Origin of the sequence: Kineosporia babensis, from assembly GCF_021129305.1 — a bacterium.
Classification (GTDB): domain Bacteria; phylum Actinomycetota; class Actinomycetes; order Actinomycetales; family Kineosporiaceae; genus Kineosporia; species Kineosporia babensis.
In genome coordinates, this window is the sequence record NZ_JAJOMB010000010.1 from 186,992 (window position 1) to 205,199 (window position 18,208).

18 protein-coding genes are annotated in these 18,208 nt (G+C 71.3%); 3 read left to right on the forward strand and 15 right to left on the reverse strand.

The window, feature by feature from the left end:
* Positions 1-1,326 (reverse strand): hypothetical protein, encoded by a 1,326-nt coding sequence (locus LR394_RS19755; protein ID WP_231444063.1) that lies wholly within the window; start codon positions 1,324-1,326, stop codon positions 1-3.
* Positions 1,327-1,404: 78 nt separating this feature from the next.
* Between LR394_RS19755 and menE the strand changes: the two genes are divergently transcribed.
* Together menE and LR394_RS19765 are read left to right on the forward strand one after the other, a co-directional pair.
* The gene (gene menE, locus LR394_RS19760) at positions 1,405-2,631 is read left to right on the forward strand and encodes an o-succinylbenzoate--CoA ligase (RefSeq protein WP_231444065.1); all 1,227 of its coding nucleotides are present in this window, start codon (positions 1,405-1,407) and stop codon (positions 2,629-2,631) included.
* 13 nt (positions 2,632-2,644) lie between these two features.
* Entirely contained in the window at positions 2,645-3,526 is an 882-nt protein-coding gene (locus tag LR394_RS19765; protein WP_231444067.1) for a 1,4-dihydroxy-2-naphthoate polyprenyltransferase, read from the forward strand.
* Here the strand turns inward: LR394_RS19765 and LR394_RS19770 are convergent.
* On the reverse strand, positions 3,523-3,828 hold the full coding sequence (locus tag LR394_RS19770; protein WP_231444069.1) for a DUF4229 domain-containing protein: 306 nt from the start codon (positions 3,826-3,828) through the stop codon (positions 3,523-3,525). The two genes, LR394_RS19765 and LR394_RS19770, sit on opposite strands and share 4 nt — an antisense overlap.
* Before the next feature lie 145 nt (positions 3,829-3,973).
* Here LR394_RS19770 and LR394_RS19775 point away from each other — a divergent pair, with 145 nt between their 5' ends.
* Positions 3,974-6,430, forward strand: coding sequence for a GGDEF and EAL domain-containing protein (locus tag LR394_RS19775; protein ID WP_231444071.1), 2,457 nt, complete (start codon positions 3,974-3,976; stop codon positions 6,428-6,430).
* Between the two features lie 3 nt (positions 6,431-6,433).
* Here LR394_RS19775 and LR394_RS19780 read toward each other — a convergent pair whose 3' ends face one another.
* From LR394_RS19780 to hemC, 13 genes are all read right to left on the reverse strand, one after another.
* A complete protein-coding gene (locus LR394_RS19780) occupies positions 6,434-6,730 on the reverse strand; it encodes a PLD nuclease N-terminal domain-containing protein (protein WP_231444073.1) in 297 nt (98 codons plus the stop codon).
* A 94-nt stretch (positions 6,731-6,824) separates the two neighbouring features.
* Positions 6,825-7,379, reverse strand: coding sequence for a hypothetical protein (locus LR394_RS19785; RefSeq protein WP_231444075.1), 555 nt, complete (start codon positions 7,377-7,379; stop codon positions 6,825-6,827).
* An 87-nt stretch (positions 7,380-7,466) separates the two neighbouring features.
* Positions 7,467-7,880 (reverse strand): hypothetical protein, encoded by a 414-nt coding sequence (locus LR394_RS19790; protein WP_231444077.1) that lies wholly within the window; start codon positions 7,878-7,880, stop codon positions 7,467-7,469.
* Positions 7,881-8,068: 188 nt separating this feature from the next.
* Positions 8,069-9,061: a c-type cytochrome biogenesis protein CcsB gene (gene ccsB, locus LR394_RS19795; RefSeq protein ID WP_231444079.1), complete on the reverse strand. Its 993-nt coding sequence runs from the start codon at positions 9,059-9,061 to the stop codon at positions 8,069-8,071.
* Between the two features lies 1 nt (position 9,062).
* The gene (gene resB / locus LR394_RS19800; RefSeq protein ID WP_231444081.1) at positions 9,063-10,769 is read right to left on the reverse strand and encodes a cytochrome c biogenesis protein ResB; all 1,707 of its coding nucleotides are present in this window, start codon (positions 10,767-10,769) and stop codon (positions 9,063-9,065) included.
* 1 nt (position 10,770) lies between these two features.
* Positions 10,771-11,517 (reverse strand): cytochrome c biogenesis CcdA family protein, encoded by a 747-nt coding sequence (locus tag LR394_RS19805; protein ID WP_231444083.1) that lies wholly within the window; start codon positions 11,515-11,517, stop codon positions 10,771-10,773.
* Entirely contained in the window at positions 11,514-12,071 is a 558-nt protein-coding gene (locus LR394_RS19810) for a TlpA family protein disulfide reductase (protein WP_231444085.1), read from the reverse strand. Before LR394_RS19810 ends, LR394_RS19805 begins: the two co-directional genes overlap by 4 nt.
* Positions 12,072-12,076: 5 nt before the next feature.
* Entirely contained in the window at positions 12,077-12,745 is a 669-nt protein-coding gene (locus tag LR394_RS19815; RefSeq protein WP_407937086.1) for a histidine phosphatase family protein, read from the reverse strand.
* A gap of 125 nt (positions 12,746-12,870) precedes the next feature.
* A complete protein-coding gene (hemL, locus tag LR394_RS19820) occupies positions 12,871-14,202 on the reverse strand; it encodes a glutamate-1-semialdehyde 2,1-aminomutase (protein WP_231444089.1) in 1,332 nt (443 codons plus the stop codon).
* Between the two features lie 53 nt (positions 14,203-14,255).
* Complete coding sequence (locus LR394_RS19825; RefSeq protein WP_231444091.1) at positions 14,256-14,447, reverse strand: hypothetical protein; 192 nt, start codon at positions 14,445-14,447, stop codon at positions 14,256-14,258.
* A 142-nt stretch (positions 14,448-14,589) separates the two neighbouring features.
* Positions 14,590-15,567 carry a porphobilinogen synthase gene (hemB, locus tag LR394_RS19830; protein ID WP_231444093.1) on the reverse strand — a complete coding sequence of 326 codons (978 nt, stop codon included), beginning with the start codon at positions 15,565-15,567 and terminating at the stop codon, positions 14,590-14,592.
* Positions 15,564-17,189 (reverse strand): bifunctional uroporphyrinogen-III C-methyltransferase/uroporphyrinogen-III synthase, encoded by a 1,626-nt coding sequence (locus LR394_RS19835; RefSeq protein ID WP_231444095.1) that lies wholly within the window; start codon positions 17,187-17,189, stop codon positions 15,564-15,566. The genes hemB and LR394_RS19835 overlap by 4 nt, the downstream gene beginning before the upstream one ends.
* Positions 17,186-18,190, reverse strand: a complete 1,005-nt coding sequence (gene hemC, locus LR394_RS19840) for a hydroxymethylbilane synthase (RefSeq protein WP_407937087.1) — start codon at positions 18,188-18,190, stop codon at positions 17,186-17,188. The genes LR394_RS19835 and hemC overlap by 4 nt, the downstream gene beginning before the upstream one ends.
* Positions 18,191-18,208 lie beyond the last annotated feature (18 nt).

An 18,208-nucleotide genomic window follows, 5' to 3' on the forward strand; every position in this document is an offset into this window, starting at 1 on the left:
CTAGAAGGGCACGATGTCGCGGTGCAGGACCCGGTGCCGCAGCGCGGCCCGGAACAGGTCGGCGGCACCGGAACGGGCTCGCAGCTGCCGGTCCAGCAGGGCGCCGGACTCCTCGACCAGCTCCATCCAGCGCAGCTCCCGCAGGACCGCGAAGAACAGCGCGCTGGTGTCACTCTCGGACGGCGTGCGCCGGCCGGCCACCCGCCACCCGGACTCGGTGATCACGGCCTGGACCAGGGTGCGCACGTCTTCCTCGCCGACCACGTCGCCCGGGGCCAGCACGGCCAGCACGACCTCCCAGGCCACGGCCAGGGCCGAGTGCTCGGGGCCGACCAGCCCGGCGGCCACCGCCTGCCAGAGGGTGCGGCCGTCGTTCAGCGCGGCCCGGCCGCTCGGGGTCAGGGTGAGCCGGGAGGCCCGGCGCCGGCACAGGCCCAGCCGCTGCGCGGTCTCCCGCAGCACCAGCACCGGGTAGGCGTCCACCTCGCGGTTGGCCGGGCCGATCAGCTCGTCCCGCCAGCCCAGCTCGTCCAGCGCGCGCGAGACCGTACGCGGGGGCAGATAGCCGGCCGCGGTCAGGGCCAGGCCGTCGCCGATCTCGGTGAGCAGCCAGTCCAGCGGGCGCAGCAGGGCCCGGGCCGGGGCTGCCATGCCCGGGTCCACGTTCTCCCGCAGCGAGGTCTCCAGCGGGGCCAGCAGGCCGCCGCGGGTGGTCGAGCGCGGGCCGCGGATCCAGTCGTCCAGGCGCTCGTCCAGGATCTGGTCGTACAGCGCCTCGCCGGACAGGTCCATCCGGGGTGAGAGCAGCACGTTCAGGGTGATCTCGGCCTGCGAGTCGCGCCAGCCCCGGGTGCCGGGCTGCAGGTCGCCGACCGCCACCGCCAGCTCCAGCCGGTCGGCCACCGCCTCGCGGGCCTGGCCCTCGGCCGGGCCCATGATCGCGCCCCAGGTCAGCAGCTCGGTGTCGGGCGGTTCGATGCCCGAGCGCTGCATCGCCCGGCGCACCACCGTGCGGCCCCGGTCGGGAGCCTGGTCACCGGTGAAAAGGATCTGCCGGGTGGTGTCGCTACGCGCGATCCCGGCGTAGCGCTGCATACTCAGGCCGTCCAGCAGCGCGGCCAGGGCGGTGGCTACTCGCCAGCGGCCCTGCGCGTCGGACATCCACGACCGGTTCAGCTCGTCCCAGCAGAACTGCTGGAGCCGCCACTGCGTCACCGATTCGGGACCCTCACCCCCGGTCAGAGAGTCCCAAGCCGCCCGAGCGTCCTCGGCCACCTCGGGTTCGGCGCGGCCGATAGCGGCCAGCGCCTGTTCCACGGAATGCACGGGCGCCAGCCTGCCACTAACCAACCTTCGGGGGAACCTGCCGCGCTGGCCGATCAGGTCACCGATTAGCATTGGCCGGTGCCGACCGGGACCCCTCCACGTTTCCTCGAAACCCGGCTGACCTGCGCCGATGAGCGTATTCGGGAGGTTCTCCCGGGCCTTCGGGCGGCGCTTTCGGGCAACGGACCGGCCCTCGCTCTCAGCAACGAAGTCCCACAAAGTCACCGCAAATCCACAGCGCGTCCCGGTTCCGGCGAGGTCCTCGAGCTCCTCGAGCCGCCGGTCCCGCTGCTCGGCGCGGACGACGACCCGGCCGACCCGACCGCCGTCTCGGTCCGCACCTCCGGTTCCACCGGCGTCCCCAAACGGGTTCTGATCAGTGCCTCGGCCCTGCTGGCGTCGGCCGCGGCCACGCACGACCGGCTGGGCGGCAGCGGGCAGTGGCTACTGGCCCTGCCGGCCCAGCACATCGCCGGGCTGCAGGTGCTGGTGCGCTCGCTGGTGGCCGGCACCACCCCGGGGGTGATGGACCTCACGCACGGCTTCACCCCGGGCGGCTTCGCCGAGGCCACGGCCGCCCTGACCCGATCCCGGCTCTACACCTCGCTGGTGCCCACCCAGGTGGTGCGGATCCTGGAGGACCCGGACGCCACGGCCGCCCTGCGCCGCTTCGAGGCGGTCCTGGTGGGCGGAGCCGCCGCCGCCCCGGCCCTGCTGGAGCGGGCCGCCCAGGAAGGCGTGCGACTGGTCACCACGTACGGCATGAGCGAGACCGCGGGCGGCTGCGTCTACGACGGGGTGCCGCTGGACGGGGTGCAGATCACCTTGGACGAGACCGACGGCCGGATCCGGATCGGCGGGCCGACCCTGGCCCGCGGTTACCTGGGAAGCCCGCAGGACAGCGCCTTTCAGGACGGGCAGTTCGTCACCAGCGACCACGGTTCCTGGGCCGACGGGAAGCTGAACATCGGGGGACGTCTGGACTCGGTGATCATCAGCGGTGGCGTCAACGTCGTACCCGGCCCGATCGAGGACGCGTTGACTCGCCTCCCCGGGGTAGCGGAAGCCGTGGTCGTCGGGTTGCCGGATGCGGAGTGGGGGCAGCGGGTGGCCGCCGCCGTCGTGCTCTCGCCGGGCGCGATTCCCCCTACCCTGGCCCAGGTTCGCGCGGCGGTCACCGAGGCCCGCTCCGCGCCCCGGCAGTTGACCGTCCTGGAGAGCCTGCCGTTGCGGGGACCGGGCAAGCCCGACCGCACGGCGATCGCGCAGATCCTGGCGAGTGCACCGCCGTCCGAAGCAGTCTGAGAGGAACACGAGCATGGCCACCCCAACGCAATGGGTCGAGGGCGCGCGGCTGCGCACCCTCCCGCTCTCGGTCGCCCCGGTGGTGGCCGGGACCGGCGCGGCGATCGGCCAGGACCTGGGCTGGGGCGTACGGGAGCTGTTCGCGGCCGTGCTGGCGCTGATCGTCTCGCTGGCCCTGCAGGTCGGCGTGAACTACGCCAACGACTACTCCGACGGCATCCGCGGCACCGACGACGACCGGGTGGGGCCGTTCCGGCTGACCGGGTCGCGGGCGGCCGAGCCCGGCGAGGTGAAGCGGGCCGCCTTCGCCAGCTTCGGGGTGGCCGCGCTGGCCGGGCTGGTCCTGGTGCTGCTGTCCGGCCACTACTGGCTGCTCGGCGTGGGGGTGCTGTGCGTGCTGGCGGCCTGGTACTACACCGGCGGCAAGCGGCCCTACGGCTACGCCGGGCTGGGCGAGGTGGCGGTGTTCATCTTCTTCGGCCTGGTCGCCGTCCTGGGCACGATGTACACCCAGGTCGGCACCATCTCGGGGACCGGGGTGGGCGCGGCCGTGGGGATGGGGGCGCTGGCCTGCGCGGTGCTGGTGGCCAACAACCTGCGCGACATCCCGACCGACACGGTGAGCGGCAAGCGCACCCTGGCGGTACGGCTGGGCGACGCCAGCACCCGGGTGCTCTACACCTTCCTGGTGGCCACGCCGTTCGTGCTGACCCTGGTGATCGCGCCCTGGTACCCGTGGACCGCGCTGTCGCTGCTGGCCCTGCCGCTGGCCCGCGGCCCGGTGCTGTCGGTGACCTCGGGGGCGAGTGGCCTGGGCCTGATCCCGGCGCTGGCCGGGACCGGCCGCCTGGGCCTGGTCTGGGCCACGCTGATGGGCGTGGGCCTGGCCTTCTAGGGCCGCTTGTCCGGGGAGATCTGCTCGGCGGCGAGGTCGTCCTCCACCTCGTCGTCCGAGCGGTCCAGCCCGGCCGCACGGGCGGCGGCCTTGTCGTCCAGACGGCGCTGGGTGCGCTCGGCCAGGGCGATGCTGACCTCTTCGCGCGGCTTGCTCAGGAACAGGTACGACAGCGCCACCGAGATCACCCAGGCGATCACGATCAGCAGCAGGCTGCCGCCCATGAGGAGACCGAGCACGATCAGGACGGCGACGAAGATCGCCACCCGCATCGCGGTGTACTTGATCAGGGCCTGGTGCACACCGTTCAGGGTAACCGGCGCCGCCGGGCGGGCACCGCACACCCTCGGATCGGCCGTCAAGATCTTCCCGGCACCTGCCGAAGCAAGGCGCATCAGCGTTCACCCGACCGGGTGATCACACGGCGCCTGCCGGCAGGGAGAAATCATGCAGCTTCTCGGGGCCGATCCCAGTGGTGAAGGCCGTCCCGGAACTTCGCTGGCCGAAGGCTCCGTCTTCCGGCGGGGCCGGTTCCGACGGCTGAGCCGGCGCGGTTCCCGGGTGCGGCTGCGCCGTCGGGAAGCCGCCTCGAACCAGCGCCCGGCGTTACCGGCACCCCTGCTCACACCGCCGCTGGCGATCCCGAACCCGCTGCGGGACAGCCCTTCCGGGCCGATCGAGAGCGGATTCGACACAGTAGCTTTCGGTGCCGGCCGGATTCCCTGGCCGCGGACGGCGAAGCAGGACGAGGGGACGCTCGTTCCCGAGTCGGGCGCCGACGATCCGGAAGACACCGCCGAATGGGAACAACCGGTTCCGCTGGCGATCGATCTTTCCGACGGACCCAAGCTGATCCGGCGCCCGCTCCCGCCCCTGCCGGTCCCCGAGAAGCCGGCGGCACCCGTCGTCCCGCAGGCCGAGATCGTCACCCAGCCGATCGTCGGGCTGAAGCCCGGGGTAGATCTGCACCCCGCTCCCCCGGCACCCACCAGCGAACCCCGCCGGGTGCCCGAAGCCCTGCTGACAGCCGTCCTTTCGATGATCGCGAGCGCCAGCGCCTGGGCCATCGCCGCGTCTCCGCAGGTCTGGCTGACCCTGTCCGCTCTCCCGGCGGCCGGTCTGCTGGCCCTGATCCTGCCTGGCGGACAGACCGCCCGGGTGCTGCGCTCGGCCATCCTGTTCTCCGCGGCGGCCTCGTTGCCCATCCTGGATCCGGCGATGACCCCGGTCTCGCTGGTGATCACCCTGGCCACGGCGGCCTCGTACCCCCTGCTGCTGAGCCCCACGGCGGGCTGGGTGGTCACCGCGCTGGCCATCGCCTCCCCTGCCGCCGCACTCATCGGCCGCGTCATGGCCGACGGCCCCGAACGCGTGGCCCGGCTGCTGCTCAACCCTCAGGCGCACCCGTCGATGGGGATCCAGATCGCGCTCGCCTCCGGCATTCTCGTGACCGCGCTGGTCGGGATCACCTCCACCACCGCGCGCCGCCGCCTGGCCGGGGCGGCCACGGCCGCGCAGGCTGGTGAGCTGCGGGCCCGGGCCGAGACCGCCGCCGTGCTCGCCTCGGCCACCGTGGACCCGGCCACCGGCCTGCCCAACCGCGAAGGCCTGCTGCGGGCGGTCGCCGTGGCCCTGACCGGGCCCGACCCGGTCACCTGGGGCAGCAGCCAGCAGCCGGTCGGGCTGGTCCTGGCCGACCTGGACCGGTTCGACGACCTGGCCGACGACCTGGGCGCCCAGGTGGCCGGTGACCTGGCCGGGCAGACCGGCCGGCGGATCGCCGAGGCGTTCGCCGACCACCTGGTGGCCCGGGTCTCCCGCCACCAGTTCGCCGTGCTGCTCACCGAGGACGTGCTCGCCCCGAACACCGACACCTGCGCCGACGTGGCCCGCCGGATCACCCAGCTGATGCGCGAACCGGCCCTGGTCGGCGGCCGCGAGTTCACCCTGTCGTGCTCGCTCGGCGGCGCCGTGTGCGGCCCGGGCCTGATCACCGCCGAGGACCTGCTGCAGGGCGCCGACGAGGCGGTGCGCATCTCGCAGCGAGGTGGCCGGGGGCGCTGGACGATGTTCGACCGGGCGGTGCGCGCCCGCACCCGGCAGCAGGCCGGGCTGGAGAACGAACTGCGCCAGGCGGTCGCCCGCAGCCAGATCGGGGTGGACTTCCAGCCGATGCTCGCGCTGGGCACCAGCCTGGAGGACGACGACCACATCTGCGGCGCCGAGGCCCTGCCACGCTGGCGCCGCAGCGACGGAACCACAGTTCCCGCGCCCGGCTTCGTGGCGCTGGCCGACGAGCTCGGCCTGGGCGTCACCCTGGGCCTGCAGACGATCAACCGGGCTCTGGCCGCGCTGGTGATCTGGCGGCACGAGGGGGTCGGGGTGGATCAGGTGTGGGTCAGCCTGTCCCCGGCCCAGCTCGAGGACCCGGACTTCGCCCACGAGGTGGCCGCGCAGCTGGCGATCCGCGGGCTCACCGCCTCGTCGCTGACCCTGCAGATCAGCGCGGGCGAGCTGACCGAGTCGGGCCAGGCGCTGATCACCCTGGGGATGCTGCGCTCGCTGGGGATCTCGGTGGCGCTGAGCGACTTCGGCGGCGGCGGGACCTCGCTGACCATGCTGCGCCGGCTGCCGATCACCGCGGTGAAGCTGGACGGGCGGCTGGCCGGGGACCTGGGCCAGGCCGACGACGTGCCCCGGGCGCTGGCCCAGCTGGGCCACTCGCTCGGGCTGAACGTGATCTGCGGATCGGTGGCCAGCTCCGCTCAGCTCGAGGGGGCCCGCCGGATCGGGGCCGACGCGGTGCAGGGGCACGCGATCGCCCGGCCGATGTCGGCCCAGGACGTGACCAGCCTGCTCACCCTGCGCATGGCCCGGGACCTGCGGCTGCGCACCCGGCGGTAGGGGCTATTTCTTCTTGTCCTCGTCGTCCGGCCTGGGCTGGCGGGACTCGAGGGTTCGCAGGAAGTCCGGGTCGTCGTCCGGGCCGAGCGAGCGCAGGCGGCGCGGGGGCTGGTTGCCCGGCGCCGCCTGATGCCCGAACACGATCCAGATCAGCCCCCCGAAGAACGGCACCGCGAAGATCAGCAGCAGCCACAAGGGTTTGGGCAGGGTGCGGATCTCGTCGTCGGAGCTGCGCAGGCAGTCGATGGCCGCGTAGATCGTGATGCCGATCGCCGCGAGCACGAAGAGAACTCTGACCATCGCCCAATGGTAGGCGCTCCGGCTAGGAGTCGCTCGGTTCGCTCGCGCTTCACCCAACCCCTACGACACCGACGTCTGTAGCACCCGACGTGAGCTACAACTCGTTCTTGCGGTCCGGTAACGGAACGGCAGCCTTCTGAAAGAAGATACCGAAACGAGGCCACTCACAGAAGATGGCGAGTCTTTCAGCAGACACACCCCACAACCAGAATTCGCGGACCGCCTGACTTTCGTCGCCCCACCCTCCACCAGGGGTCAGAACAGGCAGCATCGGCTGCCCATCCTCTCCGACCGGCCCGGTGTAGCCACCTTCGGCATCGCGAGCATCGATGATCAGCGTCGCGCCCACCTCAAGCCCCCAACGCAGTCCTTCGCCCGCAGCAATACACGATTCCTCCAGTTCACTCCAATTCTCCGAGAGCTCAGCCAAGATGAACGGATCTTGCCGCCCTTCCTTCAACTGCAGGTGAAGCGAGAAACGCAAACCCGTGGAGTAGAGCGAGAAGGAATGCACCACAAGAACGGCTTGGCTGGACTCGGCGAGTTTCAACGACAACGGCACCGGACGACCAGACTCGCCCTCTGAGGGCATCTCCCAGTCCGGGGTATAGACCCCATCCCCGGTTAACAATGCCCGCTGGTCCACCACTCCAGACGCTCCTTCGCACATCACAGGTGCAGGGCAGGCCCCGCCCTTTCCGACCAACGCCGGACGCGGCAGTGGCAAAACCCGCTATTAGCAACTCACTTGGACGCTCTCACTGGTCACGGTCTTCGTCTGCGTGTTGTGATGACGGCCAGTGTTCTTTACGTGTAGGCGATATCGGTTGATTCCCTGCTTGCAGGGCGCCCCATCGTAGAGGGAGACGTGCATACCACGGTTATGTGTTTCTGTCGGGTTTCCGTAGTTGCGCCATTTGCCCTCATAGATCTGCAACTGAACGATCATTTCCCGACCGTCCACGATGTCATCGCAGTCAACCCGTCCGTAACCGCCAACCGAATACGGCCGCTCCGAGCCCGTCCGATAGGGCTTGCCAGCCAACGTGTGGCATGTGATGGCGTGAGCCGACGCCGACGACGCCCCAGCCACCAACGTACCGCCGGTGATCGCCGCCACCGCCGCGAAAGCAGCCAAGAACTTTTTCATACCCACGGAACCTCCCATACCCACCGCGGATGGCGCCCTGCCTACTGCCCGCGGCCACGCCAGACTCCTGGGTAACGACTGCGTGTGCAATATGACGGCAATCATTAAGCGGCACGCTCGGCCCATCGGTTAAGAAAGTCGGAAATGGCCTTAAATCACTCTTTCAATCACAAATCGACGACCTGCACTCACTTCGCGTAGGCGTGCAGCCCGGAGAAGAAGATGTTGACCCCGAAGTAGTTGAACATCAGGCAGGCGAACGCCACGCAGGCCAGGTAGGCGGCGCGCCGGCCGTCCCAGCCCCGAGTCGCCCGGGCGTGCAGGTAGGCGGCGTAGGCCACCCAGATCACGAAGCTCCAGATCTCCTTCGGGTCCCAGTTCCAGTAGCGGCCCCAGGCCTTCTCGGCCCAGATCGCCCCGGCCAGCAGGGTGAAGGTCCACAGCGGGAAACCGATCGCGTAGAGCCGGTAGGAGGCCCGGTCGAGCACGTCGGAGGCCGGCAGCTTGTCCATGAACTGGCCGCGGCTGGGCTCCTTGCCGCCCGCCCGCAGACTCTCCCGGCGGTCCTGGGAGAGCTGGAGCACGGTCAGCGAGAAGCCGAGGACGTACAGCGCCGAGGCGATGAAGGCGACCGAGACGTGGATGACCAGCCAGGTGCTCTGCAGGGCGGGGACCAGCTCGGCGGCCTCGGTGTAGAGCACCGCCACGGCCAGGCCCAGGCTGAGCAGCACCGGGCCGATCACGAAGGTGCCCAGGAAGCGCAGGTCCATCCGCCACAGGGCGGCCAGGTAGACCCCGGTGACGATCACCGCGCCGCTGATCGAGAACTCGTACATGTTGCCCCACGGCACCCGCTCGACCGCGACCCCACGCAGGATCACCCCGGCCGTGTGCAGGACGAAGGCCAGCCAGGTGACCATGATCGCCATGGCCACGGTCTGGCGCTTCTCGCTGGGCTTGTCGCCGGCCGCCATCGAGGTGGCGGGCAGCTCCGGGCCGGCCCCGGTGACGGTGACGCCGGGACTGCCGGCGTTGACCAGCTCCTTCTCCCGGCCGGCGTTGGCCACCCGGCCACGGCCGGACAGGTCGATCGCGAAGGCGATCAGCGCCACCGCGTAGGCGGCCATCGCGCTGTAGATCAGGTTGTTGCTCAGTTGCGCCAGGTTCTCGTTGACGCCCACGTCAGACTCCTTCGCCCGGCTGGGTGCTCCGGTCAGTAGCAGCGCCCTCGCTAGGGGGCGTCGGATCGGTCGCCGCAGTGTCCGTGCTGGTCTCCGGGGACTCCTTCACCCGGGTCGGAACTGCGGCTGTAAGGAGCCTACGCACCTCTTCGGCGAGTTGCGTGTCCTCGGTCCGGGAGAGTCCGCCGATCCCGACGACAGTGGTGCCGTCGGCACCGGGCGTGACCCGGAACCAGACCCGGCGGCGGCGGACGAACAGCGAGGCCGTCACGCCGAACAGGGCCATCAGAGCAAAGACCAGGGCGTAGACCTTGGTCGGGTCGTACCGGATGTCCAGGGCCACGTACCGGCTGACCCCGTCCAGGGTGACGGTGCCGTTGCCGCCGGGCAGCTCCACGCTCTCGCCGACCCCGATCGTCTGGGTGAACTGCTCGCCCTCGGCGTTCTTGACCTGCTCGAGTTTTCCCTCGTCGAGCACGTAGACCGAGCGGGCCACCCCGTCGTCCAGGCCCAGGTCGCCGGTGAAGGCGTAGACCTGCAGCTTGGGGTTGTCGTCGTCGGGGAAGACCGAGACCTCGGCGCCGGTGTCCGGATCGGTGCCGGCGGTGGGCAGGAACACGCCCAGCAGCCCCAGCTGCTCGGGCTTGGCGTCCGGCATCTTCACCACGCCGGTCGAGGTGTAGTTCGCGTCGTTGGACAGGAACGGCACCGCGGCGGACCAGACCTCGTTGCCCTCGCCGTCGCGGACCGTGATCACCGGGGCGTAGCCGTTGCCGACCAGGAAGAGCCGGGCGCCGTCCACGTCCAGCGGCTGGTTGACCCGGATGGTCTGCTCCTGCGGCTCGGCGCCGGGCTCGCGTACCAGGTCGACCTTGGCCTCGAAGTCCCGGGCGGCGCCGAACTGGTCGCCGGTGGACTCGGAGTCGAACTCGGCGGTGAAGCTCTTCAGGGTGAAGGAGTACGGCGGCAGGTCGTCCGCGCCGACGTTGCGCCCGCCCTCGAAGGTGTCGTACTGCGGCAGGGTGTTGGCCCACTTGTCGCCGACGATCACCACGTTCTGGCCGGAGTAACTGACGAACGAGCCGATCGCCATCGCGGCCAGCAGCCCGACCAGCGAGAGGTGGAAGAGCAGGTTGCCGGTCTCCTGCAGCAGGCCCCGGTCGGCCGAGAGGGTCTGCCCGTCGTGCGCGTGCACCCGGTAGTACTTGCGGCGCAACGCCTTGCGGGCCTTGGCGAGCACCTCTTCGGGCGAGTCGGTGGTGGTCACGGTGCCGTGTACCGGCATCCGCTCGAGCCGGCGCGGGGCCTTCGGCGGCTTGGCCAGCAGCGCCTTGAACTGCAGCCGGGTGCGGGGCACCACGCAGCCGATCAGCGAGATGAACAGCAGCAGGTAGATCGCCGAGAACCAGGGCGAGCCGTAGACGTCGAAACCGTCGAGCCGGCGCACCCAGGGGGCCAGGTCCGGGTGGTCCTCGACGAAACCGGTCACCGCGCTCGGGTCGATCCGGGTCTGCGGGATCAGCGAGCCCGGCACCGCGGCCAGGGCCAGCAGCATCAGCAGGATCAGCGCGGTGCGCATGCTGGTCAGCTGCCGCCAGATCCAGCGCAGCCAGCCCAGCAGGCCCAGCCGGGGCTGGACGATCGGCCGGGACTGGTCCTCGGTCTCGGGAAGGCGGGGCTTCTGCCCGTCACGCAAGTCGGTGCTCATCTCACAGCCACAGTTGGAAGTCGGCGATGTAGCCCTGGCTCCGGGCGATCAGGTAGCCCCAGAACCCGCTGACCAGCAGGACCCCGATCAGCACGAGCATCAGGCCGCCGAACCGGGTGATCGCCACCCGGTGCCGGCGCAGCACGCCGAAGGCGTTCATCGCCCGGCGGTAGGCCAGCGCGGCCAGCAGGAACGGCAGGCCCAGGCCGAGGCAGTAGGCGAAGGCCAGCAGCCCGCCGCGCCGGGCGTCGCCGAAGCCGCTGGACATCGACACGATCGCGGTGAGCGTCGGGCCGATGCACGGGGTCCAGCCCAGGCCGAAGACCACGCCCAGCAGCGGGGCGCCGAGCAGGCCGGCAGTGGGGCGGATGTCCAGCCGCTTCTCCAGGCCGGACATTCCCGGGACCAGACCGGCGAAGACCAGGCCCATCAGGATGGTGACGCCGCCCAGGACCCGGGTGATCACGTCGTTGTACTGCATCAGCGAGTTGCCGATGGCGCCGGCCACCCAGCCCATCGTGACGAAGACCGCGGTGAAGCCGGCGATGAACAGCAGCACCCCGAGCACCATCCGGCCGCGCCGCTGCTGCTCCAGGTCCTCCCCGGTCAGGCCGGTGACGTAGCCCAGGTACCCGGGCACCAGCGGCAGCACGCAGGGCGAGGCGAACGAGACCAGCCCGGCCAGCACCGCGATCGGGACGGCCAGCAGCAGCGGCCCGTCCAGCACGGTGCCTGACAGGCCGGTCATGCCGCGGAGTCCGCCGAGATGTCCTCGACCAGGTTCTTCAGCGTGACCGTGGTGACGATGCCGACGTAACGCCCGGCGATCCGGCCCTGTTCGTCCAGCACCAGGGTGACCGGGATGGTCTGCGAGGTGACCGCGCCGTTCAGGTTGAGCAGCAGGTCACCCTCGTCGAACAGGCTGGGATAGGTGATCCCGTACTCCTTCTCGTGGGTCTTCGCCCCGGCGACGGTGTCGCGGAAGGCCAGGCCCAGGAAGTTCACGTCCTCGCCGAGCTCCTCGTGCGCCTGCTGCAGGTCCGGCGCCTCGGTCCGGCACGGCCCGCACCACGAGCCCCAGACGTTCAGCACCAGCGGTTTGCCGCGCAGCGTGGCGATGTTGAGCTGCTCGCCCTCCAGCGTCTCGGCGGTCATCTCGATCGGCTCCTTGCGGTCGCCGGCCGGGATCACCTGGACGGCGCCACCGTCGACGGCCGTACCGTCGTCGGCGGCGGCGTTCGAGCAACCCGCCAGCGCCAGCAGAAGGGCACCGGCGGCGATCAGGGGTCGGGCAGAGAACATGAAGCTCAGGCTCCCGCAATTTTCTGTGCGCCGGGCAGCAGGTCGCGCGAGGGCTCGGTGTAGGCCACCGAGACCACCCGGTCGTCGTGGTACGTGATCGAGGTGACCGAGGCCAGCGAGCACTCGCGCTTGCGCGGGTCGTGCCACAGCCGGCGGTTCTCCACCTTCAGCCGGGCCATCCAGACCGGCAGCTGGTGGCTGACCAGCACCGCCTCGTGGCCGACGGCCTTGTCCCGGGCGTCCGCCGCACCGGCCAGCATCCGGGCCGCGACCTGCTCGTAGGGCTCGCCCCAGGACGGCCGGAACGGGTTGCGCAGGTGCCACCAGTGCTGCGGGTGCTTCAGCGAGCCGTCGCCCACCCCGAAGGTCAGGCCCTGGAACACGCTGGTGCCCTCGGTGATCCGCGGGTCGGTGCCGACCTCGAGGTGGTGCGCCTGGGCGACCGGCTCGGCGGTCTGCTGGGCGCGCTCCATCGGCGAGGCGATCACCAGCACCACGTCGCGGGTGGCGAAGAAGCCGGCGGCCCGCTCGGCCATCCGGTGCCCCAGGTCGGACAGCCGGAAACCGGGCAGCCGGCCGTAGAAGATGCCCTGCGGGTTGTGGACCTCGCCGTGGCGCAGCAGGTGCACCACGGTGCGATGGTTGGCCTCGTCACCGGCCGGCGGGCGGACCAGGCCGGCGTTGATGTCGGGGTCCACCTCGGGCAGATGGTCCGGGGCGGGCGGGACGTCGGGGTTGATCAGCTCGTCGTTGCTGGCCGGAGCCGCGCTCTCCCCACTGGGTGGGTGTTCCTGACTGGTCACTGCGACATCCTTGCAGCCTCCTTGGCCGCCGCGGGCAGCGCGGCGACAACCTGCTCGAGCACCGCGTCGTCGTGGGCCGCGGACAGGAACCAGGCCTCGAACGCGCTGGGCGGCAGGTAGACGCCCTGGCTCAGCATCGAGTGGAAGAACCCGGAGAACGCCGGCAGGTCCTGCTGCCGGGCCTGCTCGTAGTTGCTCACCGTGGTCTGCTCGGTGAAGAACACGCTGAACATCGAGCCGGCGAACTGGATGGTGTGCGGTACGCCCTCGGCGTTCAGCGCGTCCCGCACGGCGTAGGCCAGCTTGCCGGCCTGGGCCAGCAGGTGGCCGTACACGTCGTCGGTGAGGTTGCGCAGGGTGGCCAGGCCGGCGGCGGTGGCCACCGGGTTACCCGAAAGGGTGCCCGCCTGGTAGACCGGGCCGGCCGGGGCCAGGTAGGCCATCACGTCCGAGCGCCCGCCGAACGCGGCGGCCGGGAAGCCGCCGCCCATCACCTTGCCGAAGGTGAACAGGTCCGGTTCGGGCCCACTCTCGGACAGTCCCTGCCAGCCGGCCTTCGAGACCCGGAAGCCGGTCATCACCTCGTCGGAGATCAGCAGGGCGCCGTTCAGCCGGGTGAGATCGCGCAGCGCGGCCTCGAACTCGCGGGTCGGCGGGACCACGCCCATGTTGCCGGCGGCGGCCTCGGTGATCACCGCGGCGATGCTCCCGCCCTCGGCGGCGAAGGTCTGCTGCAGGGCCTCGACGTCGTTGTAAGGAAGGACGATCGTGTCGGCGGCCGCGGCCCCGGTGACTCCGGGGGTGTCGGGCAGGGCCAAGGTGGCCACCCCGGAACCGGCCGCGACCAGCAGGCTGTCGACGTGGCCGTGGTAGCAGCCGGCGAACTTCACGATCTTGGCGCGGCCGGTGAAGCCGCGGGCCAGGCGGATCGCGCTCATCGTGGCCTCGGTGCCGCTGGAGACCAGGCGCACCTGCTCTACCGGGGCGACCCGGGCGACGATCTCCTCGGCCAGGGCCACCTCACCCTCGGTGGGGGTGCCGAAGGAGTACCCGTTCGCAGCAGCCGCGGTGACCGCCTCGACGACGGCCGGGTGCCGGTGGCCCAGGATCATCGGGCCCCAGGAGCAGACCAGGTCGACGTAACGCCGCCCGTCGGCATCGAAGAGGTACGGCCCCTCACCCCGGACCATGAACCGGGGGGTGCCACCCACGGCGCGGAAAGCGCGCACCGGAGAGTTGACACCGCCAGGGGTCACGATGGAGGCGCGATCGAAGAGCGCCTGCGAGGCGGGAGCGTCGGCCGGGTAATCCGCACTGACGTCTGTCACCAGTGCAGTGTCCCAGCTTCGGACCTAGGGCCCGCGCCGGGGGGTCCTGTGTCCTACAGGTACATGTCGACGCGACCAGCGCCGATCGCCTGCAGCGCGGCCTGCTGCGCGGCCTGGGTGGCCACCAGCGCGGCGTCGGCCGCCCGCTGGGCCAGCACCCGGGAGACCTGACGCTGCGCCATCACCTGCATCACCATCAGCAGGTCGGCCCCGCCGCTGCCGGACTGGCCGTTCACTGCGTCCATCGCTCCCCCTCTCGGAAACCTGAAGATCAGGCGGGCCACCGGTGGCGGCCCGCACCCTTCCGATCGGCCACGTCACCCCGCTCCGAAGGCTCCGAGCGGGTGACGCGGGCCGGAATCCGTGACGGTGGGTAGCGCGGATCCCTCAAGAGCGCAGTGCGGCGGCTACTTCCATCGCGTAGTAGGTGAGGATGACCGAGGCGCCGGCTCTGCGGATCGACAAGAGCGACTCGTGGATCGCCCGCTCCCGGTCGATCCAGCCGTTCGCCGCGGCGGCCTCGATCATCGAGTACTCCCCGGAGATCTGGTACGCCGCAATCGGCACGTCGAACCGGTCGGCGGCCCGGGCCACCACGTCCAGGTAGCTCATCGCGGGCTTGACCATCACCAGGTCGGCGCCCTCGGCGATGTCCAGCTCCATCTCCCGCAGGCCCTCGGCGCCGTTGGCCGGGTCCTGCTGGTACGTCCGCCGGTCGCCCTCCAGGCTGGAGTCCACCGCCTCGCGGAACGGGCCGTAGAACGCCGAGGCGTACTTGGCGCCGTAGGCCAGGATCGACACGTCCTGGAAGCCTTTTCCGTCCAGCGCGGTGCGGACCGCCGCCACCTGGCCGTCCATCATCCCGCTGGGGCCGACCATGTGGACGCCTGCCTCGGCCAGCGCCACGCCCATGTCGGCGTAGCGCAGCAGCGTGGCGTCGTTGTCGACCGCGCCCTCGGGGGTGAGCACGCCACAGTGACCGTGGTCGGTGAACTCGTCCAAGCAGAGGTCGGCCATCACCACCAGCTCGTCGCCGACCTCCTTACGGACGTCCGCGACGGCCTGGTTGAGGATCCCGTCCGGATCCGTCGCCCCGGAACCCACCGCGTCTTTTGCCGTGGGGATCCCGAACAACATGATCCCGCCGAGCCCCAGACCGGCTGCCTCGGCGGCCGTGCGCCGCAACGACTCCCGCGAGTGCTGGGACACCCCGGGCATCGCGGACAGCGGATGCGGTTCCTGCAGGCCCTCTTTCACGAAGACCGGCAGGATCAGCTCGGCCGGGTGCAGCCGGTTCTCCCCGACCAGGCGCCGCACTGCGGGGTTCACCCGCAGGCGGCGCGGCCGGTGGCTGGGGAAACTCACTTCGCGCTCCGGCGGGTGGAGCCCTTGCGCTGCGAAGGCCGCAGCACCGGCTCGCCGGCCTCGTCGGCGCTCAGCCGCAGGCCCGCCCCGTACTCGGCCAGGGCGTCCACCAGGGCGTCGGCGCTCGGCTCGGCGGCCAGCACGTCCACCCGCAGGCCGTGCTCCTCGGCGGTCTTGGCGGTCTGCGGGCCGATGCAGGCCACCACCGTGGTGGCGTGCGGCTTGCCGGCGATCCCGACCAGGTTGCGCACGGTCGAGGAGGAGGTGAAGACCACGGCGTCGAAGTGACCGCTCTTGATCGCCTCCCGGGTCTCGGCCGGCGGCGGCGCGGCCCGCACGGTGCGGTAGGCGGTGACGTCGTCCACCTCCCAGCCGTTCTGCTCCAGACCGGCCACCAGGGTGTCAGTGGCGATGTCGGCCCGCGGCAGGAAGACCCGGTTGATCGGGTCGAGCACCTCGTCGTAGGGCGGCCAGCACTCCAGCAGGCCGACCGCCGACTGGTTCTCGGCCGGCATCAGGTCCGGCTCGATCCCCCACTCGCGCAGCGCGGTGGCGGTGACCCCGCCCACGGCCGCGACCTTGAGCCCGGCGAACGCCCGGGCGTCCAGGCCGAACTCCTCGAACTTCTCGCGCACCGCCCGCACCGCGTTGACGCTGGTGAAGCCGATCCACTCGTAGCGGCCGGTGACCAGGCCCTTGACCGCCTTCTCCATCTGGTGCGGAGTGCGCGGCGGCTCGACCGAGATGGTGGGCACCACCTGGGCGGTGGCGCCGTGGTCGGCCAGCTCCTTCACGATTCCGCCGGCCTGCTGCTTGGTCCGCGGCACCAGCACCCGCCAGCCGAACAGCGGCTTGGTCTCGAACCAGGAGGCCTTCTCGCGCAGCGCCGCGGCCTCGCCGATCACCGCGGTCATCGGCTTGTCCAGCTTGGCCGCGGCCAGCACCGGGGTGACCTCACCGAGCTGACAGGACACCGAACGCTGCTTGGTGGTGGTGCCGTGCGCGGTGACCACGACCGGGGTGCTGGCCTTGCGGCCGGCCTCGAGCAGGCCGTCGGCCGCGCCGGTGATGTCCTCCTCGGCGCCGAGCACGACCACGGTGGTGCCCGCCGAGGCGTGCAGCTTCCAGTCCACGACCTCGCCGTGCGGGTGCAGCACGTGCACCCCGCTGACCCCCGCGGGAGTCAGCGGGACCCCGGCGTAGGCTGGGACCGCAGAGGCGGCCGAGACTCCGGGCACGACCTCGAAGGGCAGCGACTGCTTGCGGCATGCCTGGATCTCCTCGGCCAGGCCGGTGAAGGTGGCCGGGTCGCCGTCCAGCAGGCGCACCACCCGGGCCCCGGTCTTCGCCGCGGTGACCACGACCTTGGCCCGGCTGGCCCGGGTCATCGGCTGACCGTCCTCGCCGAACCCGGCGTCGACGATCTCGACGCCGGCCCGGCAGTAACGGGAGATGATCGCCTCTCGGGGCAGCTGGTCGACGACGACCACGTCCGCCTCGCCGAGCCGTTCGACGGCGCGCAGGGTGAGCAGGCCGTCATCGCCGGGGCCGGCCCCGACGAAGGCCACGGAACCGCCGGTCGACGAGTGTCCCGCCTTCTTGCTGGTGATGATCGATGTCACGAGTCACCTTCTCTAGCCACGGCCTCGTCGGCCGCCGGCAGGGGGTCTGGTACAGGGATCAGGAGGGCGGCACCGGCGTCGAGCATCTGCTCGGCGAGTGCCCGGCCCAGGTGGTTCGCGACCTGCTCGTCCTGGGGGTCGCCCAGCAACCGGGCGGTCGCGGTACGGCGGATGGTCTGCACGCCGTCGGGAGAACCGGCGAACGCGGTCAGCGTCAGCACCTGGTTCTCGATGGTGGCCAGGGCGCCGACGGGGGCGGCGCACCCGGCCTCCAGGCGGGCCAGCAGCGCTCGCTCGGCGAGCACACAGGCCCGGGAGGCCCGGTCGTCGAGCAACCGCAGGGCGGCCAGCAGCGACGCGGACTCGGGGCGGCACTCCACGGCGAGTGCGCCCTGGCCGGGAGCGGGCAGCATCTGCTCCGGGCCGAAGAGGTGGGTGACCTCGTGGTGGCGGCCGATCCGGCGCAGGCCGGAGTGGGCCAGCACGACGGCGTCGAGCTCGCCGGAGGCGACCTTGCCGATCCGGGTGCCGAGGTTGCCGCGGATCCCGGTGATCTTCAGGTCTGGGCGCAGCGCGCTGAGCTGGGCGGCCCGCCGGGGTGAGCCGGTGCCGATCACCGAGCCGGCCGGCAGCTGCGCGAAAGTCAGCCCGTTGCGGGCGATCAGCGCATCGGCCGGGTCCTCCCGCAGCGGCACGGCGGCCAGGGTCAGGCCCTCGGGCTGGGCGTTGGGCAGGTCCTTGAGCGAGTGCACGGCGAAGTCGCAGCGCCCGTCCAGAACGGCCTCGCGCAGCGCCGAGACGAACACGCCGGTGCCGCCGAGCTGGGTCAGTGGGGTGCCTGCCGCCTGGCTGATGTCGCCGCTGGTGACGATCTCGACCAGCTCGACCTGGAACCCGCGCTGCGGGCAGGCCACCGCCAGGGCCTCCAGCAGCCGGTCGGCCACCCACCGCGACTGGGTGGTGGCCAGCTCGCTGCGGCGGGTGCCCAGCCGCAGCACGATGGGCTTGTTGTCCAGCCC

Coding starts and splice junctions, on each gene's coding strand:
- LR394_RS19765 (WP_231444067.1), top strand. CDS start 2,645: ATGGCCACCCCAACGCAATGGGTCGAGGGCGCGCGGCTGCGCACCCTC.
- LR394_RS19775 (WP_231444071.1), top strand. CDS start 3,974: ATGCAGCTTCTCGGGGCCGATCCCAGTGGTGAAGGCCGTCCCGGAACT.
- LR394_RS19780 (WP_231444073.1), bottom strand. CDS start 6,730: ATGGTCAGAGTTCTCTTCGTGCTCGCGGCGATCGGCATCACGATCTAC.
- LR394_RS19790 (WP_231444077.1), bottom strand. CDS start 7,880: ATGAAAAAGTTCTTGGCTGCTTTCGCGGCGGTGGCGGCGATCACCGGC.
- resB (WP_231444081.1), bottom strand. CDS start 10,769: ATGAGCACCGACTTGCGTGACGGGCAGAAGCCCCGCCTTCCCGAGACC.
- LR394_RS19805 (WP_231444083.1), bottom strand. CDS start 11,517: ATGACCGGCCTGTCAGGCACCGTGCTGGACGGGCCGCTGCTGCTGGCC.
- LR394_RS19810 (WP_231444085.1), bottom strand. CDS start 12,071: ATGTTCTCTGCCCGACCCCTGATCGCCGCCGGTGCCCTTCTGCTGGCG.
- LR394_RS19825 (WP_231444091.1), bottom strand. CDS start 14,447: ATGGACGCAGTGAACGGCCAGTCCGGCAGCGGCGGGGCCGACCTGCTG.